The sequence below is a fragment of the Xanthomonas sp. NCPPB 2933 genome, from assembly GCF_056725225.1.
In genome coordinates this window covers 4,943,606-4,964,419 of sequence record NZ_CM161518.1, presented here as the reverse complement: position 1 = coordinate 4,964,419, position 20,814 = coordinate 4,943,606, and the positions used below count along the sequence as shown (strand labels likewise).

The 20,814-nt window shown below is 64.0% G+C and carries 22 protein-coding genes; 5 read left to right on the top strand and 17 right to left on the bottom strand.

The features are described 5' to 3' along the window. Positions 1-361: 361 nt before the first annotated feature. From AC1PLU_RS20970 to AC1PLU_RS20940, 7 genes are all read right to left on the bottom strand, one after another. A complete protein-coding gene (locus tag AC1PLU_RS20970) occupies positions 362-1,732 on the bottom strand; it encodes a leucyl aminopeptidase family protein (protein WP_481107143.1) in 1,371 nt (456 codons plus the stop codon). A gap of 42 nt (positions 1,733-1,774) precedes the next feature. After that, the gene (locus AC1PLU_RS20965) at positions 1,775-2,512 is read right to left on the bottom strand and encodes an HAD family hydrolase (protein ID WP_481107142.1); all 738 of its coding nucleotides are present in this window, start codon (positions 2,510-2,512) and stop codon (positions 1,775-1,777) included. A 123-nt stretch (positions 2,513-2,635) separates the two neighbouring features. Beyond that, positions 2,636-3,742: an AI-2E family transporter gene (locus AC1PLU_RS20960; RefSeq protein ID WP_043889516.1), complete on the bottom strand. Its 1,107-nt coding sequence runs from the start codon at positions 3,740-3,742 to the stop codon at positions 2,636-2,638. A 172-nt stretch (positions 3,743-3,914) separates the two neighbouring features. Next, a complete protein-coding gene (locus AC1PLU_RS20955) occupies positions 3,915-4,298 on the bottom strand; it encodes a hypothetical protein (protein WP_481107141.1) in 384 nt (127 codons plus the stop codon). After that, positions 4,295-4,783, bottom strand: coding sequence for a phage holin family protein (locus tag AC1PLU_RS20950; RefSeq protein ID WP_115039437.1), 489 nt, complete (start codon positions 4,781-4,783; stop codon positions 4,295-4,297). The genes AC1PLU_RS20955 and AC1PLU_RS20950 overlap by 4 nt, the downstream gene beginning before the upstream one ends. A gap of 3 nt (positions 4,784-4,786) precedes the next feature. Further along, positions 4,787-5,149 (bottom strand): hypothetical protein, encoded by a 363-nt coding sequence (locus AC1PLU_RS20945; protein ID WP_006450942.1) that lies wholly within the window; start codon positions 5,147-5,149, stop codon positions 4,787-4,789. A 115-nt stretch (positions 5,150-5,264) separates the two neighbouring features. Continuing rightward, complete coding sequence (locus tag AC1PLU_RS20940) at positions 5,265-6,701, bottom strand: Do family serine endopeptidase (RefSeq protein ID WP_268213061.1); 1,437 nt, start codon at positions 6,699-6,701, stop codon at positions 5,265-5,267. A gap of 242 nt (positions 6,702-6,943) precedes the next feature. Between AC1PLU_RS20940 and AC1PLU_RS20935 the strand changes: the two genes are divergently transcribed. Further along, the gene (locus tag AC1PLU_RS20935) at positions 6,944-7,783 is read left to right on the top strand and encodes a histidine biosynthesis protein HisIE (protein ID WP_481107140.1); all 840 of its coding nucleotides are present in this window, start codon (positions 6,944-6,946) and stop codon (positions 7,781-7,783) included. A 345-nt stretch (positions 7,784-8,128) separates the two neighbouring features. Here the strand turns inward: AC1PLU_RS20935 and AC1PLU_RS20930 are convergent, their stop codons facing one another. From AC1PLU_RS20930 to AC1PLU_RS20895, 8 genes are all read right to left on the bottom strand, one after another. Next, complete coding sequence (locus AC1PLU_RS20930; RefSeq protein ID WP_481107139.1) at positions 8,129-8,791, bottom strand: DUF3313 domain-containing protein; 663 nt, start codon at positions 8,789-8,791, stop codon at positions 8,129-8,131. 63 nt (positions 8,792-8,854) lie between these two features. Continuing rightward, complete coding sequence (locus AC1PLU_RS20925; RefSeq protein ID WP_481094228.1) at positions 8,855-9,145, bottom strand: hypothetical protein; 291 nt, start codon at positions 9,143-9,145, stop codon at positions 8,855-8,857. 100 nt (positions 9,146-9,245) lie between these two features. Continuing rightward, a complete protein-coding gene (locus AC1PLU_RS20920; RefSeq protein WP_481107138.1) occupies positions 9,246-10,427 on the bottom strand; it encodes a sensor histidine kinase in 1,182 nt (393 codons plus the stop codon). Beyond that, complete coding sequence (locus tag AC1PLU_RS20915; RefSeq protein ID WP_006450948.1) at positions 10,424-11,089, bottom strand: response regulator transcription factor; 666 nt, start codon at positions 11,087-11,089, stop codon at positions 10,424-10,426. The genes AC1PLU_RS20920 and AC1PLU_RS20915 overlap by 4 nt, the downstream gene beginning before the upstream one ends. A gap of 151 nt (positions 11,090-11,240) precedes the next feature. Then, positions 11,241-12,128, bottom strand: coding sequence for a TIGR01777 family oxidoreductase (locus AC1PLU_RS20910; RefSeq protein WP_481107137.1), 888 nt, complete (start codon positions 12,126-12,128; stop codon positions 11,241-11,243). Between the two features lie 191 nt (positions 12,129-12,319). After that, entirely contained in the window at positions 12,320-12,913 is a 594-nt protein-coding gene (locus tag AC1PLU_RS20905; protein ID WP_006450950.1) for a DUF4142 domain-containing protein, read from the bottom strand. Between the two features lie 99 nt (positions 12,914-13,012). Next, the gene (locus AC1PLU_RS20900) at positions 13,013-13,279 is read right to left on the bottom strand and encodes a hypothetical protein (RefSeq protein ID WP_023905500.1); all 267 of its coding nucleotides are present in this window, start codon (positions 13,277-13,279) and stop codon (positions 13,013-13,015) included. Between the two features lie 43 nt (positions 13,280-13,322). Next, a complete protein-coding gene (locus tag AC1PLU_RS20895; protein WP_006450952.1) occupies positions 13,323-13,604 on the bottom strand; it encodes a hypothetical protein in 282 nt (93 codons plus the stop codon). A gap of 651 nt (positions 13,605-14,255) precedes the next feature. On the opposite strand from AC1PLU_RS20895, the gene AC1PLU_RS20890 reads away from it, so the two are divergent. Both AC1PLU_RS20890 and AC1PLU_RS20885 read left to right on the top strand, forming a co-directional pair. Continuing rightward, positions 14,256-15,341: a DUF3182 family protein gene (locus AC1PLU_RS20890; RefSeq protein WP_481107136.1), complete on the top strand. Its 1,086-nt coding sequence runs from the start codon at positions 14,256-14,258 to the stop codon at positions 15,339-15,341. Further along, complete coding sequence (locus AC1PLU_RS20885; protein ID WP_023905496.1) at positions 15,341-16,207, top strand: alpha/beta hydrolase family protein; 867 nt, start codon at positions 15,341-15,343, stop codon at positions 16,205-16,207. Before AC1PLU_RS20890 ends, AC1PLU_RS20885 begins: the two co-directional genes overlap by 1 nt. Positions 16,208-16,334: 127 nt before the next feature. Here AC1PLU_RS20885 and AC1PLU_RS20880 read toward each other — a convergent pair whose 3' ends face one another. Further along, on the bottom strand, positions 16,335-17,156 hold the full coding sequence (locus AC1PLU_RS20880) for a hypothetical protein (RefSeq protein WP_115039477.1): 822 nt from the start codon (positions 17,154-17,156) through the stop codon (positions 16,335-16,337). A 671-nt stretch (positions 17,157-17,827) separates the two neighbouring features. Further along, entirely contained in the window at positions 17,828-18,475 is a 648-nt protein-coding gene (fabR, locus tag AC1PLU_RS20875) for an HTH-type transcriptional repressor FabR (RefSeq protein WP_006449004.1), read from the bottom strand. A gap of 93 nt (positions 18,476-18,568) precedes the next feature. On the opposite strand from fabR, the gene AC1PLU_RS20870 reads away from it, so the two are divergent. Both AC1PLU_RS20870 and AC1PLU_RS20865 read left to right on the top strand, forming a co-directional pair. Then, positions 18,569-19,645 carry a ferredoxin reductase gene (locus tag AC1PLU_RS20870; protein WP_481107135.1) on the top strand — a complete coding sequence of 359 codons (1,077 nt, stop codon included), beginning with the start codon at positions 18,569-18,571 and terminating at the stop codon, positions 19,643-19,645. A gap of 9 nt (positions 19,646-19,654) precedes the next feature. After that, positions 19,655-20,779 (top strand): fatty acid desaturase family protein, encoded by a 1,125-nt coding sequence (locus tag AC1PLU_RS20865; protein WP_268213051.1) that lies wholly within the window; start codon positions 19,655-19,657, stop codon positions 20,777-20,779. Positions 20,780-20,814 lie beyond the last annotated feature (35 nt).

The window sequence follows — 20,814 nt, the reverse complement described above, 5'->3', positions numbered from 1 at the left end:
GCTCAAGCTCTCGGTCGCCTTGAGAGGTTGGTCGAACGGTGTGGATGCGTTGGTTGTAGAGCATTGGTGCTGCGACTTGGCTGCAGGGTCCTTGCCCGCCCACCATCGCGGGACACGCCGCAAGTACGTCCATGTAGGCTCTTCTGCGGCATCCATGCCGCATAAGGTCCCGCGACGGTGGGCGGGCAAGGACCAGTCGAGATGGTCGGTTTGCATGGTTGCGAGCCGTGAATGCAGCGCGGACGTCGGATGCGCTGCGGCCTGATCACGCATTTAATCCGATCAACGTCGCTGCCATTGCTGACATCACTTCACTCGTCGACAAAGGCGAGTTTTTCCAATGCTGTGTCGCCAGCCGGCCTTAGCCGCCGTAACGCTGCTTGAGCATCGCGTAAGCCGAGCGCAATGCCAATGCTTCGCCACCGGCCGGGCGGCCGGGGCGGTCGCTGTCGTTCCAGGCGTACACGTCCAGATGCGCCCACAGCTGGCCCGGGGCGACGAAGCGCTCCAGATACAGCGCGGCAGTGACGGCGCCGGCCATGCGCGAGCCGGCGTTGGCCATGTCGGCCACGTGGCTGTTGAGATAGCGCAGGTACGGGCGCCACAGCGGCATGCGCCACACCGGGTCGCGGGTCTGCTCGCCAGCGCTCAGCCAGGCCTGCGCCAGGGCATCGTCGTTGGCGAACAGCGCAGGCAGATCCGGGCCTAGCGCGATGCGCGCGGCACCGGTGAGCGTGGCGAAATCCAGGATCAGATCGGGGCGCTGCTCGGTGGCGTAGCTCAGCGCATCGCACAGCACCAGGCGGCCTTCGGCATCGGTGTTATCCACTTCCACAGTGACGCCGGCGCGGGTGGTGATGACTTCGCCGGGGCGGAACGCATCCGGGCCAACGGCGTTTTCCACTGCAGGAATCAGCAAGGTCAGCCGCACCGGCAACTGCTGCGCCATGACCAGGCCGGCCAGCGCTAGCGCATGCGCCGCACCGCCCATGTCCTTTTTCATGTTGCGCATGCCGTCGGCCGGTTTCAGATCTAGCCCGCCGGTGTCGAAGCACACGCCCTTGCCGACCAGCACCAGATGCGGATGCTCGGCCGCGCCCCAGCGCAGCGCGATCAGACGCGGCGCGCGATGCGAGGCGCGTCCCACTGCATGGATGGTGGGGAAGTTCTGCGCCAGCAACTGCTCGCCGATGATCGCCTCGACCTGCGCGCCATACGTTTGCGCCAGTGCGCGCGTGGCATCTTCCAGCTGTTGCGGGCCCATGTCTTCGGTGGGTGTGTTGACCAAGTCGCGCACGCGTAAGCAAGCTTCGATCAAGGCGCGGGTTTCCGCCGATGGCGCAGCCGCCAGTTCGGCCGGTGCACGCGGCACCTTGCGATAGCGCGAGAAGCGATACGCGCCCAAGCCCCAGCCCAGGTGCAGCAGCGCCTGTTCGGTGTCGCTCAATGCGCTGGCCAGCGTCCAGCGGCTCGCCGGCGGCAGCGCCATCGGTGCATGTGCGTAGGCATAGGCGTCGGCACGGTCGCCGATGCCCAGGATCGCCCCGGCCAGCCCGTTTTCGCCTGGCAATAGCAACACGCTGCCCTGCGCCGCATCGAAGCGCTGCGCCTGCGCCCACGACAACACACGCGTGGGCTGCTCGGCGCACCAACCTGCAAAGCCTGCGCGATCGAGTACATACAGCGGCAACGCGGCGGCGTTGGGATCGATGAAACCGGTGAGCTGCGACATGGGAATCCTTGAATGCGGCGCCGTGCGCCGAGCAATAGTGGCTCAGGCGGGAAGGCGGACGCCATCGTGTGCGGCGCCTGGATGCGGCCGGTGTGCGTCGAGCCACTCGGCCAGCCCGGCCATGGAGTCGAACTCCAGATCGGGCTGCTGTGTGGGGTGCGACCATTGCGCGCCTTCGCGATTGATCCAGCATGCGCGCAAGCCGGCATCCAGCGCGCCCAGCACGTCCATGCGCACGTGGTCGCCCACATGCAGCACCTGGGCCGGCGGTGTGTCCAGCCGCGCGCATGCGGCCAGGAAGATGCTCGGGTCGGGTTTTGCGCTGCCGTGTTCGCGCGAGCCCAGCTGAAACGCAAAGTGGTGCATCAGCCCGATGCGCTGCAGATCGGCATTGCCGTTGCTGAGCGCCGCCACCGGCACATGTGCGGCAATGCGCGCCAGTGCGTCGAGCGCATCCGGATAGCATTCCACCTGGTTGCGCGCGGCGTAAAACACCTCATAGGCGGGTTCGAGCAACGCCAGATCGCCGCCGCTCTCGCGCAGCGCCATTTCCAGCGTCAACCGGCGCAGTGCGCTGAGGTCGTGATGCAGGTGCGGGTTGTCGGCAAAGCTGCGCTCGCGCAGTTCGCGCATCGCCTCTACCGGGAAGCGCTCGGCGGTGACCGGGCTGTGCTCGCGCATCCAGTCGTACAGCACCTGATCGATCCGCGCCCCGATCGGCGCAAAGGGCCACAACGTATCGTCGAGGTCGAGAGTGATGGCGCTGATGTGGAAGCTCATCGGCAGATTTTACGGTTGTTGCGATGAAAAGGGGATTGGGGAGTCGGGATTGGAGATTCGCAACGGCGATGCGCGGTCGCTTTTACCAATCCCCAATCCCCAATCCCGACTCCCCAATCCCGGCTACTCAAGCAGCCTGGCCCAACGCTGCATCCCCTCCACCCGGCTCAGCACCATTTTGATGCAGACCAGCAGCGGCACCGCCAGCAGCAGGCCCACCATGCCCCACAGCCAGCCGAACAGCATCAGCGCCAAAATCAACATCAGCGGCGAGATCGCCATGCGTCGGCCCAGCACGATCGGGGTCACTACCTGGCCTTCGATGGTGTGCAGCGCCAGATACAGGATCGCCGGCAGCATCGCCGACAAGGTGGTGCGGAATTCCACAAAACCCATCAGCAGCATCAGCATCACGCCGATCAGCGGGCCCACATACGGCGCGAAGTTGAGCAGCGCCACCACCGTGCCCCACAGCAAGGCTTCAGGCAGCGGAATCTTGAGCGCATACAGGATGCCGGCGAAGACCAGACCCACCAGCGTATTGATCACGCTGATGGTGAGCACATAGCGCGAGACCTCGCGTTCGATGTCCAGCATGATTTCGGTGGTGAAGCGCTGTTGCTGGCGATTGGGCAGCAAGGCGATCGCATGCCGCTGTAGGCTTTCGCCATAGACCATGAAGAAGAACGTCAGCAGCACCACCGCCAGCACCGAGGCGGCCAATTTGGGCGTACGCACCAGCGCCTTGTACGGGTCGTCCATCTGCGTGCGCACGATCTGCACATTGCGCTGGCCTTCGCCGCCGGCCGCGCGTGCAAAATTTTCCGCGGCCTGGTTGGCCTGCATCACCGGCTTGGTGAGATCGCGTACATCGCGCGCGATCTGGCGCATCTGCCGCGGCGCCTGCTGCACCCATTCCGCAGCCGGGCCGGCCAATTGCGCGGCCAGCGCCACGGTGCCGGCCAGGCCCAGGCACAACACCATGAAGGCGCCAAGAAAACGGGGGATATAAAGCTTGCGCAAGCCGCGCAGGATGGGATTGCCGATCAGAGCGAAGAACGCCGCCAGCATCACCGGCAGGATGATCGTCTGCGCTGCCCACAAGGTGTAGCCCACCGCTAGCGTGGCTAGCACCACCAACGAAGCCGGGGCCCGCGGGCGCGGTGCCGGTGGGGGCGGGAGCGATTCTGCCGGGACGGCAGCATCCAATGAGTCGATGGGAAGAGACATGCGCGCCCTGGCAGCAGACTGGCGTGGTGCCAGCGGTGCGCCATTATCGGCAGAACGCGTCAACAGCGCGCACAGAGTCTGTGCGCATCACGTCAGTATCGAAAGTTCGGTGGCGGACTCGGCCGCACAGGCAGTACACAAAGGCACACGGTGCCCGCCTTCAGCGCAGCGATCAGGCTGCGCGGTCTACCGGCGCCTGCACCACGGTCACCGGCGGATCGGCAGCAACCTCTTCGGCGTTGTCGGCTGCACGTTCGGCCTGCTCGGAGGCCTCCTGCGCGCGATGTGCTGTAAACAGTGCAGAGATCGTGCTGATCATCTGCAGAATCTTCGGGATGCCGCCCAGCTTGCTGGCGATGCTGCCAAGCGCGGCTTGCGGTTCGTTGCGGCCGGTGACAAAACCCAGTCCGAAACCCATCACCACGATGCGCAACGGCGACCAGCCAGCACGCCAGGTCTGGCGTAATTCACCCCAATGCAGACGCGTTTCTTGGGCGCGCCCTTCCACCAGAAATTCAGCGCGCTCGACGCGCTGACGCAAGGTGCCAAACTTCATGTACGCGCTCCATTGCTGGGCGATGCAGTGGCATCGTCGTCGTCATTGCTGTCATCGAAGATGCCCAGCTTGATCAGCTGACGACGTGTCGCATTCAAGCCGGTGTGATCGAAGTAGAAGAACACCCGCCACGCCGCGATGCCGGTGACCAGCAAGCTGGCCAACGCGGTGAAGAACATTGCCTGGAACCACGACAACCCGGCGCGCTGCAACAACGCAATGATCGCGCCTGCCAACAACAACCATGATGAAGCGCCGAAGACCACGGCAACGCATGCCCATGCCAGGCCGCGCCCGAAGGCACTACGTGCAAGTTGTAAATCGGCCGACACCAGCCGGCGTAATGCGCGGCTGGTGTCCTTGGCCGAGCCCAGCGTCGCGCGACCGGCAGCGCCGACCGCACGTACGCTTTCGTCCAGTCCTGGCGTTTCCGTACGCGCGTTGGGCGCGTCGGATGCTCCAGCTGTAGAGGCCTGATCGCTCACGACTTAGTTGTCGTTGCTGCGTGCCAGCTTGGCAATGATCCAGCCGGTCGCAAATGCAACGCCGAACGCAGCCAGCGGACGCTCGCGGATCAGATCGGTGGCGCTTTCCAGCAGGTCGTTACCCTTGCTGACCAGCACATCGAGCTGCTCTTTGGCAGCGGCGCCGCCGAACTCTGCAGCCGCCATGCCAGCCAGTGCGGTGTCGGACAGCTCTGCCTTGACGTTGGCGCGACCGAGCTTGAGCTCATCGCCCGCAGCGCTGGTGGCGCCCTTGACCGCTTCGCCCGCAGCGCTGGCAGCGGACTTCAGGTGGGTGCTGGCTTCGCTCAGATTCTCTTTCAGCTGATCGGTATTGGTGGGGCTCATGCGATATCTCCTTCGGTCATTGATGGCAGCCGCGACAGCATGCGGGCGTGGTGCAGCAATAGCATCGCTGCGGTGTAGGGGGTGTTAGTGGACGTGCATCGCAGTGCACGCCACGTCAACGCATCAACGCGTCGTACTGCGCGTTGCCACGCAAGATGCGTACAACCAATTGCTGCGGTTTGCGTTGAAAGTTGGCGCGCCAGCTGGCCAGATCGGCAAACTCGCCCACGCTGCTGGCCACGATCACATCGCCGCTGACCAGACCATTGGCTGCGGCACGACCGCCGCGTTTGACCTCGCTGATCATGACGCCGGTGATGCCGGATTGGCGCAGCGATTCGGGCAGGTCCACAAAGGTGGCCCCGCCCAGGCGTGGGTCGAGCATGTCGCCGGTGACCGCGCGATCCTGCTCTTTCAGTGTGGCGCTGAGCTTGAGCGGTTTGCCGTCGCGACGAATCTCCAAGGTCACCGCACTTCCTACCGCTTGCAGGCCTTCGTAGTTGTGCAAGGCTTCGGCACTGTCCACGCGTTGGTCGTTGGCCGCCACCACCACATCGCCCGGCTGCACGCCTGCGGCCGCAGCAGCGGAACCTGGCAACACGCGCGTCACCAGAGCGCCGCGCAACGAATCCACACCCAGGCCCTGCAGCATCTGCTGGGTAAGGTTCTGGGTTTCCAACCCGAGCGTGCCGCGCACCACCACGCCCTTGGTGACCAATTGCTCCACCACATTGCGCGCCAGGTTGGAGGGGATCGCCAGGCCCAGCCCGATATTGCCGGCCATGCTGCCCTGCGGATTGAAGCTGGCGGTATTGATGCCCACCAACTGGCCTTGCAGATTGACCAGCGCACCGCCGGAGTTACCCGGATTGATCGAAGCATCGGTCTGGATGAAGTTCTGGTAGCCCAGCCCGCGAATGCCGCTGCGGCCCACCGCCGAGACGATGCCGGAGGTGACCGTCTGGGTGAAGCCGAACGGGTTGCCGATCGCCACCACAAAATCGCCCACGCGCAACGCGCTGCTATCGGCCAGTTTGATGTCGGTGAGCTTGTCGGCCTTGATGCGGATCAGCGCAATATCGGTGTCGGCGTCGGAACCGATGAAGTCGGCCTTGACGGTGCGCCCGTCGCCGAGTGTCACCTGCACGTCGTCGGCATTTTCGATGACGTGGTGGTTGGTCAGCACGTAGCCCTTTTGCGCATCGATGATCACGCCCGAGCCCAGCGATTCGTTGATGCGGTCCTGCGGAATTTCCGGAAACAGCCGGCGCAGGATCGGGTCGTTGAAGAACGGGTTGCGCACGCGTACCACTTGCTTGGTGTTGACGCTCACCACTGCCGGCATCGCCTGCTGCAGCATCGGCGCCAACGACGGCACCGGTTGCCCGGCGACGGCGGCCGGCAACGCGGCGGCGGCGGGCAGGGTGAAGGACGCAGTGCCGGCCGGGGTGGCCTCGGCACGGTTGTCCAGCCAGGCATTGATGCCGGTGGCGGCAAATCCGCCGAACGCGGCGGCCAATGAAAGTGTCAGCAGGGTAGGCAGCGGTCGCATGCAACGGAATCCGGTTACGCGGTGGAAGAGGAATAGGGCGTCTGACTGCGTAAATCAAGCTGAACGAGAGTGCCAGTGCGCAATTTAACTCCTGGTGAAAGCGCCACGCACCCCTTGCAGGCCTTGCGTTGACAGCCGCTTGAGCCCGGCGTAGCGTCCGCTTGATCCGATGCCTGTTCAGCATACGCATGCCGTCGTGCATCGCCTGCGTTTTTCAGAAATGACGCCCTTAAGGAGGGTCTATGAGCAACGGCAATGGTGTGACGGCAACCCTGTCCGACGCCGTCGACAACGTAAAAAGCACGGCCACCGAACTGACCGAAACCATCGCCAGCACTACCAGCGAGGCGGTCGCCAGCGTGCAGGACGCAGCCGGCACGGCGGTGGAAGAGGTCAAGACGCGCGTGGCCAAGGCACGCAAGGCCGCGGTCAAGGTCGAAAAACGCGTGGTCAAAAAAGCCAATCAAGCGGCCACTGCCGTCAAGCGCAGCGTGGCCAAGACCCAGCGCTCGCTGGTGTCGACCAAAGAGGCTGCCAAGGACAAGCTGACGGCCACCAAAGACGCGGCCAAGCAGAAGCTGAGCACGACCAAAGACGCAGCAAAGCAGAAGTTGACCGCGACCAAGGATGCGGCCAAGCAGAAGCTGACCAGCAGTACCGCTGCGGCCAAGCAGAAACTGGCCAGCACCAAGGCCAGCGCCAGGCAGAAGCTGGAAACCGCCAAGGCCAACGCCAAGGCCGAAGCGGCTGCATTGACTGCCAAGACCGCTGCCAAGAGCGCGGCGCGCAAGAGCGCGGTGGCCAAGGTCGGCGCGCGCTCGGCGGCGAAGAAGGCTGCGGCCAAGTCGGCTGCGGTCAAGAAGCCGGTTGCCAAGACCACGGCCAAGAAAGCGCCAGTGGCCAAGCAGACCGCGACCAAACAGGCAGCCGTGAAGAAGGCGCCGATCAAGAAGGCGGTGACCAAAACCGCCTTGAAGAAGGCCGCCAAGGTGACCAAGACCCCGGCAACGCGCGCAGTGGCCAAGACCACCGCCGCCCGCAAGGCCGTCGGCAAGAAAGTGGCCAAGCGCGTGACGCGCTGATGCAGCAGCGCCGAGAGGGCGCTGCACGCTGACAACGGGTGGGTGTTGCAAACTGATAGAGGCCGGCGCCGTTTGTACAGCGTCGGCCTTTTGCATGGGTTGATCGCTAATGAGGCGATATCGGGCAGTTGGCTAGCACCCCTCGCCAAGCGCGGGACATCAAGCCCCTCTCCCTTCGGGAGAGGGGTTGGGGTGAGGGTACGGGGCGAAGCCCTCGTGTCGTTCCAACTGCACGAGGCTTCGCACGTACCCTCATCCGGCGCTACGCGCCACCTTCTCCCGATGGGAGAAGGGAACTGAACGCCACCGCTTTCCAACTCTCAATTCTCAGTTCGCAACTCCAAGCTACTCCATGCCCTTCACCAACTGCTCGGCACCCTTGCGAATGCCGGCTTTTGCCGCGTCGTATGCACCCAGGCTGGCCTTGATGTTCATCGCGCTCGGATACTGCTTTTCGACATAGGCAGCGAGTAGGCGATTGCTCTGTGCATCGAAGATTTCCACCGCGTAGCTGACCGAGCCGGAGAACGCGCCCTCCTTGCCGCGCGCGGCCTGCACTGCGTTGTAGGAACCGCCGCCGATATCCACCTTCATTAAGGTGCCGAGTACGCGCTTGCTGGGCTTGGCACCGGTCAATGTGATGCGCACACGTAAGCTGTCGCTCTCTGCCGTGGTCGCGCGCTGCCAGCGCTGCCCGATCGCATTGCCGAACTCCTGCTGCATGTAGTCGGCCAACATGCGTTTGTCCTGCTCGGGCACGTCTTCGAATTGCGCGTCCGGGCCGCGATAGATGCTCACCGGCTCGATCAGCGCGGCACGGTAGCGGGTCCAGTCCACTTCGCTCTTGTAGGAATACGGCATGCGGTCGCCGCGGCTGCCGTCGTGCGGGCGCAGATAACTGGCAGACGGCAGTTGGCTATACGGCATCGGACGCGTGCTGGCGCAGCCGATCAGCGTCACGCTAACCATCACGAGCGCGCAGCAACGGACAGAAAAAGAGTGCGACATGAAAAAGTACCTGAAGAAGAAGAGGAAATGGCGTTGCAACAGCACACAGCCGATGGCCAGCGCTCAATGCATCAAGAAACTGGCCAAGGCCAGCGCAAAGACCACCGCTGCGGCAACGAACAACACACTGCTTTTTGCCCAGTGCTGCAGTCGGCGTGCATCGCGCGCGCTGCGGATATCCGGCAACGCGCTCCAGATGTCGCGATTGCGCGTGCCGGTGCGGCCGCAGCGGAATTCCGGCGCAGGCGTCGCAGCATTGACAGCGGTCGTGACGCTGTCGTTGGCGGCGATGTGCGGTGCCAGCAGCGAGACGGTGGCCGGAGCGAGATGGGTGGAACGGATCGAGTGGAACATCACCATGCATCCTGGACGCGTGCGGTGAGTGCACTCTAGGCAAGCGGTTTTGGAAACTTATTGGTATCGTCGGCGCGCCATTGCGGTGCGCGGACTGCAGTCAGCCGCTAATGCGCGCACTGTCGCTGGCAAACACCACGCGCACGCACAGGCCACGCCCCTCGTTGCCTTCGCAGGTTTCGATGGTGGCTTCGTGCAGCCGTGCGATGCCGGCCACCAACGACAGCCCGATACCGCTGCCTTGCACCTCGCTGTCGGCAACCCGGTAAAAGCGTTCGAAGATGGACGCGCGTGCGCTCTCCGGCACGCCGGGGCCGTCATCGCTGACCTGCACGAACGGGTGCAGCACATCGGCGCGCAGGCAATAGCCGCAACTCACTTCAACCGTGCCATGGGTGCGGCCGTAGCGGATGGCGTTGTCGACCAGATTGCGGATCAGGATCCCCACTGCGTCCACATCGCAACGCAGGGTGCACGGTGCGGCTTCCAGCTGCAGGGTGATGTGGCGCGCATCGGCCTGCACGCTGAATTCGTCCAGCACATGGGTGATCAAGTCGCCCATATCGACCTGCTGATACGCCGCCGATGTGATGCCTGCATCCAGCCGCGCCAGGTCCAGTAATTGCTCGGCCAGACGGTTGCTGCGGCGCGCGGTTTCCAGCAGCTGTTGCAGCGCCGCGTCCTTGGCTTCCAGCGTGGGCGCACGCAGCGCGACTTCGGCATAGGCATGCAGCGCCGACAGCGGGGTGCGCAATTCGTGTGCGGCATCGGCAACGAAATCGCGTTCGGCCTGCACGGTTTTTTCCACCCGCGCCAGCAAGGTGTTGAAGGAGCCGATCAGCGGACGGATTTCATCCGGCACCTGGTCCAGCGGCACCGGTTCGGTATCCAGCCCGGTGCGTTGCGCAATGGCGAGCGAAACGGCGCGCAGCGGCCCGAGCGAGGTGCGCACCGCCCACCACATCAACAGGCCCAGGATCGCTAGCTGTGAGGTATTCAACACGATGGCAGTGAGCGTCTGCTTCAGGCTGATGCGCGAGGACGCGTTGCCCATCGGGGTCTGGATGTCTGCCACATCCGGAGGGTCTGGGGTATCGAAGCGATGCTCCAGCGTGTCCGGCAACACGGCGATCAATTGATCGCCAAACGTGTTGAGCTCCTGCTCGAACACGCTGTGATGGCCCTGGGTGACCAGTGCGACCAGGATCCACAGCGAGGTGGACCAGCTCAGCAACACGATTGCGGCCAGCGCCGCCAGCATGCGCGCCTGCAGCGATTTCATTCGGGCGCCTTGCCGACCATGTAGCCCTGGCCATAAATGGTGGAGATGAGTTCGTCGCCCAGCTTGCGGCGCAACTGGTGCACATACACCGCGATCATGTTGCTGCCGCCTTCGGACGGGCCGCCGTAGACGCCTTCTTCCAGCTGATCCTTGGTGACCACGCGCCCGGCGCGTTCCATCAACGCGAGCAGCAGGCGGTATTCGTGCGCGCTCAGTGCGACCCACTTGCCGTCCCTGGTGACCTTGCGGCTGCTCGGGTCCACGCAGACATCGCCCTGAGTGAGCAGCGGCACCACGCGGCCCTGGCTGCGCCGGGTGATTGCGCGCAGCCGCGCCATCAGCTCATCGAACTGGAAGGGTTTCACCAGGTAATCGTCGGCACCGGCATCCAGGCCGCGGATGCGGTCGGTGAGCTGGCCGCGCGCCGTCAGAGCGATCACCGGGGTGGCGTCGTACTGGCCGCGCATGAAGCGGATCACGGTCAGCCCGGACTCGCCGGGCAAGCCGATATCCAGCAGCACTGCCGTGTAGCGATGGTCCACCAGCACGGTCTTGGCGGCGTTGGCACTACCGACATGGTCGATGGTCCAGGACTGCTGGCGCACGCCGGCGCAGATCGCGTTGGCCAGCATGGTGTCGTCTTCGACGAGGAGCAGGTGCATAGAGGTTCCGCCGGGCACGGGGCCAGTCCGAGATGCGCGCCACTGTCGGAGGTCGCCATTAGGCAAATATTAGTGCATGGCCCAGGCGCGCATTCCAGCGCGGCCAGCGGCGTTGTCCCGGTGGCCGAAGTCACCGGGCCGGTGGCGCAGCTCAGCGCTGCAGGATGGCGCGCAACGCCGCTTCCAGGCCTGGGTACTGGAAGCGGAAGCCGGCTGCGAGCGCACGCTGTGGCAGCACCCGCTGGCTGATCAGCAGCAGCTCGGCCATTTCGCCGAAGCCCAGCCGCAGCAGGCCGGCGGGCAGCGCCAGCAGCGCCGGGCGGTGCAGTACCCGGGCCAGCGTGCGCGCGAACTCGGCGTTGGTGACCGGGGTCGGTGCGGTGGCGTTGTAGGCGCCGGCTTCGCCGTGCTCGAGCAGCCACAGCAGCAGCGCGATCATGTCGGCGCGGTGGATCCAGCTCATCCAGTGGCGGCCATCGCCGAACGGGCCGCCGCCGCCAAAGCGGAACGCCGGCAGCATGCGCGCCAGCGCGCCGCCATCGCGGTCGAGCACGATGCCGGTGCGCACCCAGCTCACGCGCGGGCCCAGCGCGGCGATCTTGGCCGCTTCGGCCTCCCAGTCGCGACACAACACGGCGGAAAAATCGTCGCCGGCGCTGTCGGCTTCGGTCAGCGCGGTGTCGCCACGTTCGCCGTAATAGCCCACCGCCGAGCCGGAGATCAGCACGGACGGGCGCTGCTCGGCCGGTTGCTGCGCGATCCAGGCCTGCAGTTGCCGGGTGATGCCCAGCCGCGATGCGCGAAATTGCTGCTTGCGTGCCTCGGTCCAGCGGCCGGCCGCCAGCGGCTCGCCGGCCAGGTTGATGACGGCATCGGCTTGCACGCCGTCCAGCGTCTCCACGGCAGTGATGCCGGGCAGGGTGCGGTTGGCGCGGCGGGGATCGCGCGTCAGTACGCTGACCTGATGCCCGGCGCGCAGCAATGCCGTGCACAGTGCCTGGCCGATAAAGCCGGTGCCGCCGGTGATGAGCAACTGCATGGTGGAGATTCCTGGGCCAAGGCGATGCGGCACGATAGGCCAGGGTGGACGGCAGCGGAGTGAAGTCGATGCCTTGCCGGTGCTGCGATCGGATCACGGCGTGTTGCACCGAGGTGATCGCTGCGCGCAGCCCAAACGCAAACGCGCCGGACCAGCCGGCGCGTTGCGCGATCGCTAAACCAGCCGGGCGCTTACTTCGACGAAGACACCGCGTGGGCGCGCTCGAAGTGCGCCGACACGACGCGGCGGCTTTCTTCCAGATGCTGCTTGACCGCAGCGCTTTCGGCGGCGGGCAGCAGTTCGGAGTCGATGATCTTGATGGTGTCGCCATGGTCGATGACCATGGTGCGCATGAAGCCGTTGCGATATGCATCCTTGCCGTCGGGAAGGGTCAAGGTCTGCGACAGCGCATCAGCGGAAGCCTTGCCCTTGGCGCGCATCGCATCGGCGCGCGCGCTGCCGGTGGCACCCAAGGCCTTGCACTTTTCGAGATTGGCTTCGTGGTCGTGCAGCATCTGCTTGGCGAATGCGTCGGTGGCGCCGCCCATGTCCTGCGCGATGGCCTGCTTGGCCAGCGCGATTTCGTTTTCATCCAGCGCCGCCAGCACGCCCAGCACTGCGCCATCGCCCTTGGCCAATTCGGCTGCGCCGGTGCCGCTGACCGGTGCGGCAGTGGGTTCCGGCGACACCGCCGGTGCGGTGCGCGAGGCATCGCCGCCGGGGCGATCACATGCGGTAAGCGTCAGCATGGCGAACAACGAGGTAGCAACAAGAAGGGATTTCATGGACGTCCTGAGCGTTGAAGAAACCGCCGGCAGGTGCCGACGGCAAAATGCAAAGGAGCCGCTGTGCGGCTCCGATAATGCGCGGGGGGAGTTATGCACTCACGCCCACTGGGTCTGGGCTACTGACCCGAGGCCCATCGGCCTGGCCGGTGCATGCACTGCGTCCTGCGCGCTGCGACAGATACGCGTCATGCGTGCGGTGCGTTCGCGAATCACCGCGTGTTCGCTGGCCGGCGCACTGCCCAACAGACTGGCCACATGAAAGCCAAGGATGTCCTCCGCGCGGTCGCCCTGGTCGCTGACGATGTGCGGTACCAACCGCTCCAATCGTTCCAGCTCCTGCTGCACTTGATACGGGGTTTTCATGACGTTCTCCAATGAATAACGGGTCCTGCTGACACTGACGTACTCAACTATTGCGCATGCCCAGACGCTGCCAGCAATCGGTGGCCAATTGTTCGTAATTGGACTGGGTGTTGGATGAAATGAAGTGATGTTCCAGGCGGTCGCGAAACAATCGCAGACGCTCCTGATCACTTGAACGCGGTGCCTGCAAATAGATATCGCAGGCCATTTTCACCACCGGTGACAACTCGCTGAACTTGCCTGCACCAAGGTTGCCCTGGGCATGCCGCGCCTGCCAATGCGCGATTTCGGCTTGTACATCGATAACGGAGGGGTCTCTGCTCATGACTTCGGGTGGTCCGGGTTAAACAAACTTGACGTGCAGGGTAACTGCGGGTATGTCAACGAATGATCATCGAACGCGACCATTGGCTCTTCGTGCGGCCGTATTGCCTTAATTGGTCAGCGTGTTCATGGATCTCTACACGCTGCATATGCACTGCGGCCTACATGCGAATTCCAGCGTCGACCGGCACTGACCACATGCGGCTCGTGCACCGGCCTGTATCACTTTGAGCGGATCGATGCGCCGCGCAAACGAGCGCAGCGCAAAGATGAATGCGACAAATTGCGCTAGAAACAGCCGTGTTTTACGGAAGATTCTGAACCGCTCTACACCTGTGTAACGTCTGATCCGTAAGCTCTGCAGCGACGTAATGGAGAGAGCACCCAGGATGCAGGACAGCGAAAGTAGTCGCAGCAAGCCGCAGCACGCCAGCGGCACATCGGAAGCACGCGTGTGGTGGCATGCATTGTTGGAGTTGCGTGGCGGGCGCGTCGCCATCAGCCTAGTCGTGGTGCTTGTGATTGTGCTTGGGGTCTACCTGGTACTGAAGTGAAACGCTAACGCAACCCGCGTGCGGTAACGCATTGCAGGTTTCAGGTGCGCGATTAGAGCCAGAACGATCAAGCGGCCGAGCGCCGCGAGGGGAACGTCATGGCACACAAGCAGTATCGGCAGGTGCTGGGACATGTCACGCGTCTGGTGCCCGAACACGGCCATGAGCGGATCACGCATGCGTGGGTGTGCAGCGAAATTGAACGCTTGCTGGGCGCGCATGATGCAACAGCGGCCGTTGATGATGCCGCAGTCTTCCATGTGCCAGACGAGACCCTGACCACCGAGCAGGCGCATGGCCTGGGAATCGACGACAACGGCGATCTGCTGGGCGGCATCGTGCCGCACGCGTTTCTGGCGACCAAGGTGATTGGTCATCCGCTGATCGCCGACGATGCGGCCAGCATCCCTGGTTGGAATCAGGCGCTAGCCACAGCGCTGATCCCGGCCACGCTACCAGGCTACACGGTGTTTTCGCGTGCCGATGCCGAGCAGGCGCTGGATGCATTGCTGGCAGGCGGAGGGGTGCGACTCAAGTTGCCGACCGGCGTCGGTGGCAATGGTCAATGGCGCATCGCCAGTGCCGCGCAGCTGGCAGATGCACTGGACAGCCTGCCTGATTGCTATCTTGCGACGCACGGTGCCGTGCTGGAGCGCAACGTCCTGCATGCAGTCACGCATAGCGTTGGCGAGTTGTGTGTTGCCGGAATTCAGATCGCCTATTTCGGCACGCAATGCAACGTGCGCAACGCGCAAGATGAAGAGGTCTATGGCGGCTCGTCGCTGCAGGTGTATCGCGGATCGCTCGAAGCGCTGGCCGCCACCGCGCTGTCGGCATTGCAGAAACACGTGGTCGAACAGGCCTGCAGATACGATCGATTCATCACCGCCGCCTATCCTGAGTTGCACATCTCGCGCCGCAATTACGATGTGGTCAGCGGTGAAGATGCACAGGCTGGGCTGATCTGCGGCGTGCTGGAGCAATCCTGGCGGGTCGGTGGCGCCACCCCGGCCGAGCTCGCTGCAATCGCCCGCTTTCAGCAAGAGCCAGCACTGCAATGGGTGACAGCATCCACGCATGAGATCTATCAGGGCGAACCGCCGGCCGATGCGCAGATCTACTACCGCGCCGAGCATGCCGGGCCAGGTCCACGCTACAAATACAGGAGGGTATCCAGCACCTAATGGAAGCCAAACTTTCCAGCATCCAAATTCCCGTCGACCAGGACGCACTCAGCGGCACCTTGCTCACGCCGTCTGGCATGCCGGCGGTGTTGTTCGTGCACGGCTGGGGTGGCAGCCAGCACCACAATCTGCTGCGCGCACGCGAGGCGGTGGGCCTGGGCTGCATCTGCATGACCTTCGACCTGCGTGGTCACGAAGGCTACGCATCGATGCGCCAGACCGTGACCCGTGCGCAGAACCTGGACGACATCAAGGCCGCCTACGATCAGCTCGCGCATCTGCCGTATGTGGATGCGCAATCGATCGCCGTGGTTGGGCTGAGCTACGGCGGTTATCTGTCTGCCCTGCTGACGCGCGAGCGCCCGGTGGAATGGCTGGCATTGCGCTCGCCTGCACTCTACAAGGACGAACACTGGGACCACCCCAAGGTCAGCCTCAATGCCGATCCGGAGTTGATGGACTACCGCCAGCGCACGCTGACGCCCGATGACAACATCGCCCTGGCCGCCTGCGCGCAGTACAAGGGCGATGTGCTGCTGGTGGAAGCAGAGAACGATGTCATCGTGCCGCACCCGGTGTTGCGCAATTACGCCGATGCCTTCGTCAATGCGCGCTCGCTGAGCACGCGTGTGATTGCCGGCGCCGACCATGCCTTGAGCGTCAAGGAGCATCAACAGCATTACACGCGCGCATTGATCGATTGGTTGACCGAAAAGGTTGTCGGGCGTCGGATCGCGCTGGCCAAGGAAGTGGTGGCCGCCCGCAAGCAATTGCTCAAGGAGCAGGGCGACGCGGTGTCGTCTTCGGGGCAGGGCGCGCGTGAGTTTCTCGGCGATATCCGGGCAGTGGAAAAGACCTCCGGTTGATCTGGAGCAGTGGCTGATCACGCCATGCTCGATCATCACGAGCGCGCGGCAAAAGAACGGGCCACTGGGCCCGTTCTTTTTTATTACGCTCGCGCTTTCATTGCAGTGAAGCGCTGGATCGAGATGACTACACGCGTGGATCGGTCGGGTTACGACGTGCGGCTTCGTCGTGATGCTCGGAGTCGAATGCCTCGCGCACGGCATGCTTGGCCTTTTCCCAGCTCAGACGCGAATTGGACTTGAAGCGATCCCAGCCATCGCCCAGGTCGCGTTCCAGATGGTCGTCCCACTGGCGGCCGGCGTGCTGCTGGCGTGCCTGCATGCCGTAGCGATATGCCGGGCGATAATCGTCGTACGAATAGTCGGCATCGCGATAACCTGCGCTGTCGAAGCGACCTTCGTAATGCGTGTCGCCATCGCGATACACGCTGTGCGTGCGATCGGCGCGCTCCCAGGCATCGCGTGCAGCCAGACGTGCGTCGTCCCACTCCAGGCGCGATTCGCCGCGATTACGCGGCCACTCGCCGGCCAGGGTCGCTTCGGTTTCTTCCCAGGTGCTGGTCGGACGCGTTTCGCGTGCCTGCAGACCGAACCCGTAAACCGTTGCGTAATCGCGATCGTAATCGGTACCTTCCTTGTAGTAAGGACGGTTCTGATGTTCCTGGCGCCAGTATTCGGACTCGACGGTCGGGTCCAGGCGTTCCGCCACGCCCTTGCCGGCAGCAGCACCAGCCACAACACCGACTGCCGCACCGATCAAGGTCCCCAGCGGGCCGAACACGGTGCCGGCCAACGCGCCTGCTGCAGCGCCGCCCGCGATGCCACCAACGCCCACGCCAACCGGATGCGATCCGGGCGCACCGGAGATCGGGTCACGATTCGAATCCTGTGCTTCTGCTGCGCGTTCCTGCTTATCCAGCTTGTCTAGATTGCTGTCGTGATTGGTCATGTCGTCTCCGGCTGTCTGGTGGATGCGGTCTGTGGATACAGATCGCCAACGTGGCGCCACCATGGCCATGCAGGAGTGAAACGCGTGTGCGTAGATGTGAGCATCATCGCGACATGCCTGAACTGTGCACGAGTGCAGTGCGGATGAGGTTGGTGACATACCGCTGCAATATTTTCCCGCAGAAATTAAGGTGCATGCGCGGGTTTTCTACTTTCCCCTTGATGCACAGCAATGGCGTCTACAGACGACCTCAATCAAGTTTTCGAGCCGACAACTTGGATATCTCCAAGACGCGTTGGCAGAGGGCGCGGTGCCTTCAACGCTCGCGGGACACGCCGTGAATCCATCCATGCCGCCAAAGAGTCCCGCAAGCGATGAGGACGCCGCACCAGGAAACTTGCATGTTGCTTTGTTGAAAAAATGCACACCGACCATCTCGACTGGTCCTTGCTGGCCTACCGTCGCGGGACCTTACGCGGCATGGATGCCGCGTAAGAGCCTACACGGACGTACTTGCGGCGTGTCCCGCGATGGTAGGCCGGCAAGGGCCCTGCAGAAAAGCTAAAGATCAACCGCTCTACAATTGATCTATCCGCGCCATCCAACCACTCCAAGACAACCCAGATTTCGAGTCGCAGCGTCGGTTTTTAGATGCGACAGCACACGCACACTCAACCGCCGTGCGTACCCAGCGTGCGTGCGCCGGTCAGGATCATGCGCAGCATCTGCGAGATCTGCTCGACCAGTTCGGGATCTTTTTCCGGCGGCGAATCCATCGCCACTGCGCCCATCGCAAATACCAGCCGGGTGATCGCCTTGGACACTAGCGCCGGTGCGTGCAGCTTGGCGTTGTCGGCGGCGGCCAGGCGGATCAGGTCCACGCGCAGCTCGTCTTCGAAATAGCTGAGCTCGCGCTCCACTGCTTGCTTGAACGCATCCGAGCCCACTGCACCTTCGCGTAGCAGTACGTGCAGCAATTTGTCGTCGGCGCGCAGCTGTTCCATGAACGCCTCGACCGAGACGCGGATGACGCTGCGGTCGGTGGAGGTGGCGCGTTGGCGGGCCTGGCCGATGATGGTGCGCAGCGAGCGCCCGGCCAGATCGATCAAGGCCACGGCGAGCTCGTCCATGTCGCGGAACTGGCGATAGAAGCTGTTGGGCGCGATGCCGGCTTCGCGTGCCACCTCGCGCAGGCTCAGCGTGGACAGGCTGCGGTGCGGGCCGATCAGCGACAGCGCTGCGGCGATCAGATCCTCGCGTGAAATCGCCGGCTTGCGTGACGGCGGCGCGTCGTGGGAAGGCAGGGCGATGGAGGTCATGAGGCTGCGGCCGGTCGTGGGGATGAATCATAGCCCCTTCGGCCGATATACAACTGTATACACGCCTGTGCATGCATGCGTATAGTGCAATCCATGAACCTGGCATCTGACCCCAAGTCCAAGTCCCCGTTGCCGACGCGCCTGGCGCGCCGGCTGGTGTCGCCGCAATTGTTCGACTTCTGGGCAACCCGGCTCAACCCCTTGTGGACCCTAGAACGGCCTATGGCCCGCCTGGTTGCGCGCAACGCAGCCAGCCGTGATGCGGTGACCCTGGTGCTGCAGCCCAACGGCCACTGGCAGGGCCTGCAGGCCGGCCAGCACGTGAGCCTGGGCGTGGAGATCGACGGCCGCCGCCTGCTGCGCAGCTACAGCCCGACCGTGCTGGCCGATGGCCGCCTGGCGATCACCGTCAAGGCGATCGAGGGCGGTCTGGTGAGTCGCTACCTGGCAACCGATGCGGCCATCGGCACGGTGGTCTCGCTGGAGCCCGCCTTCGGCGACATGCTGCTGCCGACCACGCCCACGCCGCTATTGCTGCTGGCCGCCGGCTCGGGCATCACCCCGATGCGCGCGCTGCTGCAGGCCGCCGCGCAGGCGGGCATGCCGATGGATGTGGACCTGCTGTACTGGGTGCGCCAGCGCGACGAAGCCTGTTTTGTCGAAGAATTCGAAGCGCTGGCGGCGGCGCATCCGCGCCTGCGCGTGCGTTTGCTGACCACCCGCGAAGGCGAAGCGCCGGCTGCGCGTGTGGATACCTATCCGTTGGAGCAGATCGCCGATCTTTCCAACCGTCACGTCATGGTCTGCGGCCCGGGCGGTTTTGTGCAGGCTGCGCGCGAGCGTTTGCAGGGGCGCGTAGCCGCGTTTCAGGCCGAAGCCTTCAGCGTCCCGACGCTGGACGATGGCGAGGCCGGTCAGGTGCAGGTGCAGCTGTCACGCAGCGGCCGTACGCTCACCCTGCCGCGCGGCCAGTCGCTGCTGGAAGGGCTGGAAGCGCAAGGCCTGCGGCCAAAGCATGGCTGCCGCATGGGCATCTGCAACAGCTGCGCCTGCGCGCGCCAAGCCGGCACCACGCGCCACCTGTTGACCGGTGAGCGCAGCAACGAACCCACCGCACAGGTCCGCCTGTGCATCAGTGCCCCGAGCACTGACCTGATCCTGGATCTGTAAGGAATCTTCATGAGCCGAGTCCATAACCGTTCCCTGTCCGCTGCCGAACTGCAGTCGTTTGGCGACGAACTCGATGCCATTCGCGCCCGCGTGCAGGCCCAGGTCGGCGCCGCCGATGCGCGCTACATTCGCCGCATCGTGGCGGCGGTGCGCTGGACCGGCGTGGCTGGTCGCGCGCTGCTGTTCCTGGGCGCGTTCGTGCATAGCGTGCTGATTCCGGCGTGGATTGCAGGCGTGGTGCTGCTGACCCTGTCCAAGATCCTGGAGAACATGGAGCTGGGCCATAACGTCATGCACGGCCAGTACGACTGGATGGGCGACCCGCAGCTCAACGGCAACACCTACGAGTGGGACATCGTTGCCACCGGCGACAACTGGCGCAAGACGCACAACTTCAAGCACCACACCTACACCAACGTGCGCGGCATGGACGACGACATCGGCTACGGCCTGCTGCGTATCTTTCCCGAGCAGCGCTGGCGCCCGTTCTACCTGCTGCAGCCGTTCGTGGCGGTGTTCTTTGCGCTGTTGTTCGAATGGGGCGTGGCGATCCAGGACCTGCGTCTGGGCCGCTGGTTTGCCGGCAAGATGAAAGCCGCAGAGCTGCGCGCTTCGTTTCTTCCGGTGGGCCGCAAGATGGGCCGCCAGATGCTCAAGGATTACATCGTGTTCCCGCTGTTGGCCGGCCCGTTCTTCCTGACCGTGCTGCTGGGCAATCTCGCCGCCAACGTGCTGCGCAGCATCTGGACCTTCGTGATCATCTTCTGTGGCCACTTCACCGCCGATGCGGAAGTGTTCCCGAAGGAATCGATCCGCAACGAGTCGCGCGGCCATTGGTATCTGCGTCAGCTGCGTGGCTCGTCGAATCTGACCGGCGGCAAGCTGATGAACGTGCTGTCGGGCAATTTGAGCCACCAGATCGAGCATCACTTCTACCCGGACCTGCCGGCCAATCGCTATGCGCAGATTGCCGTGGAAGTGAAGCAGATCTGCGCGCGTTACGGCCAGCACTACAACACCGGCTCGCTGCCGCGTCAGTTCGGTCAGGTGATGTGGCGGATCGTGCGCCATGCCTTCCCGAGCCGGCCCAAGCCGGTACGCCGCCAACGCGAAGGCGCCTTGCAGAGCGCCTGATCAGGCAAAGCGCTTGATCAACATGATCAAAAAGG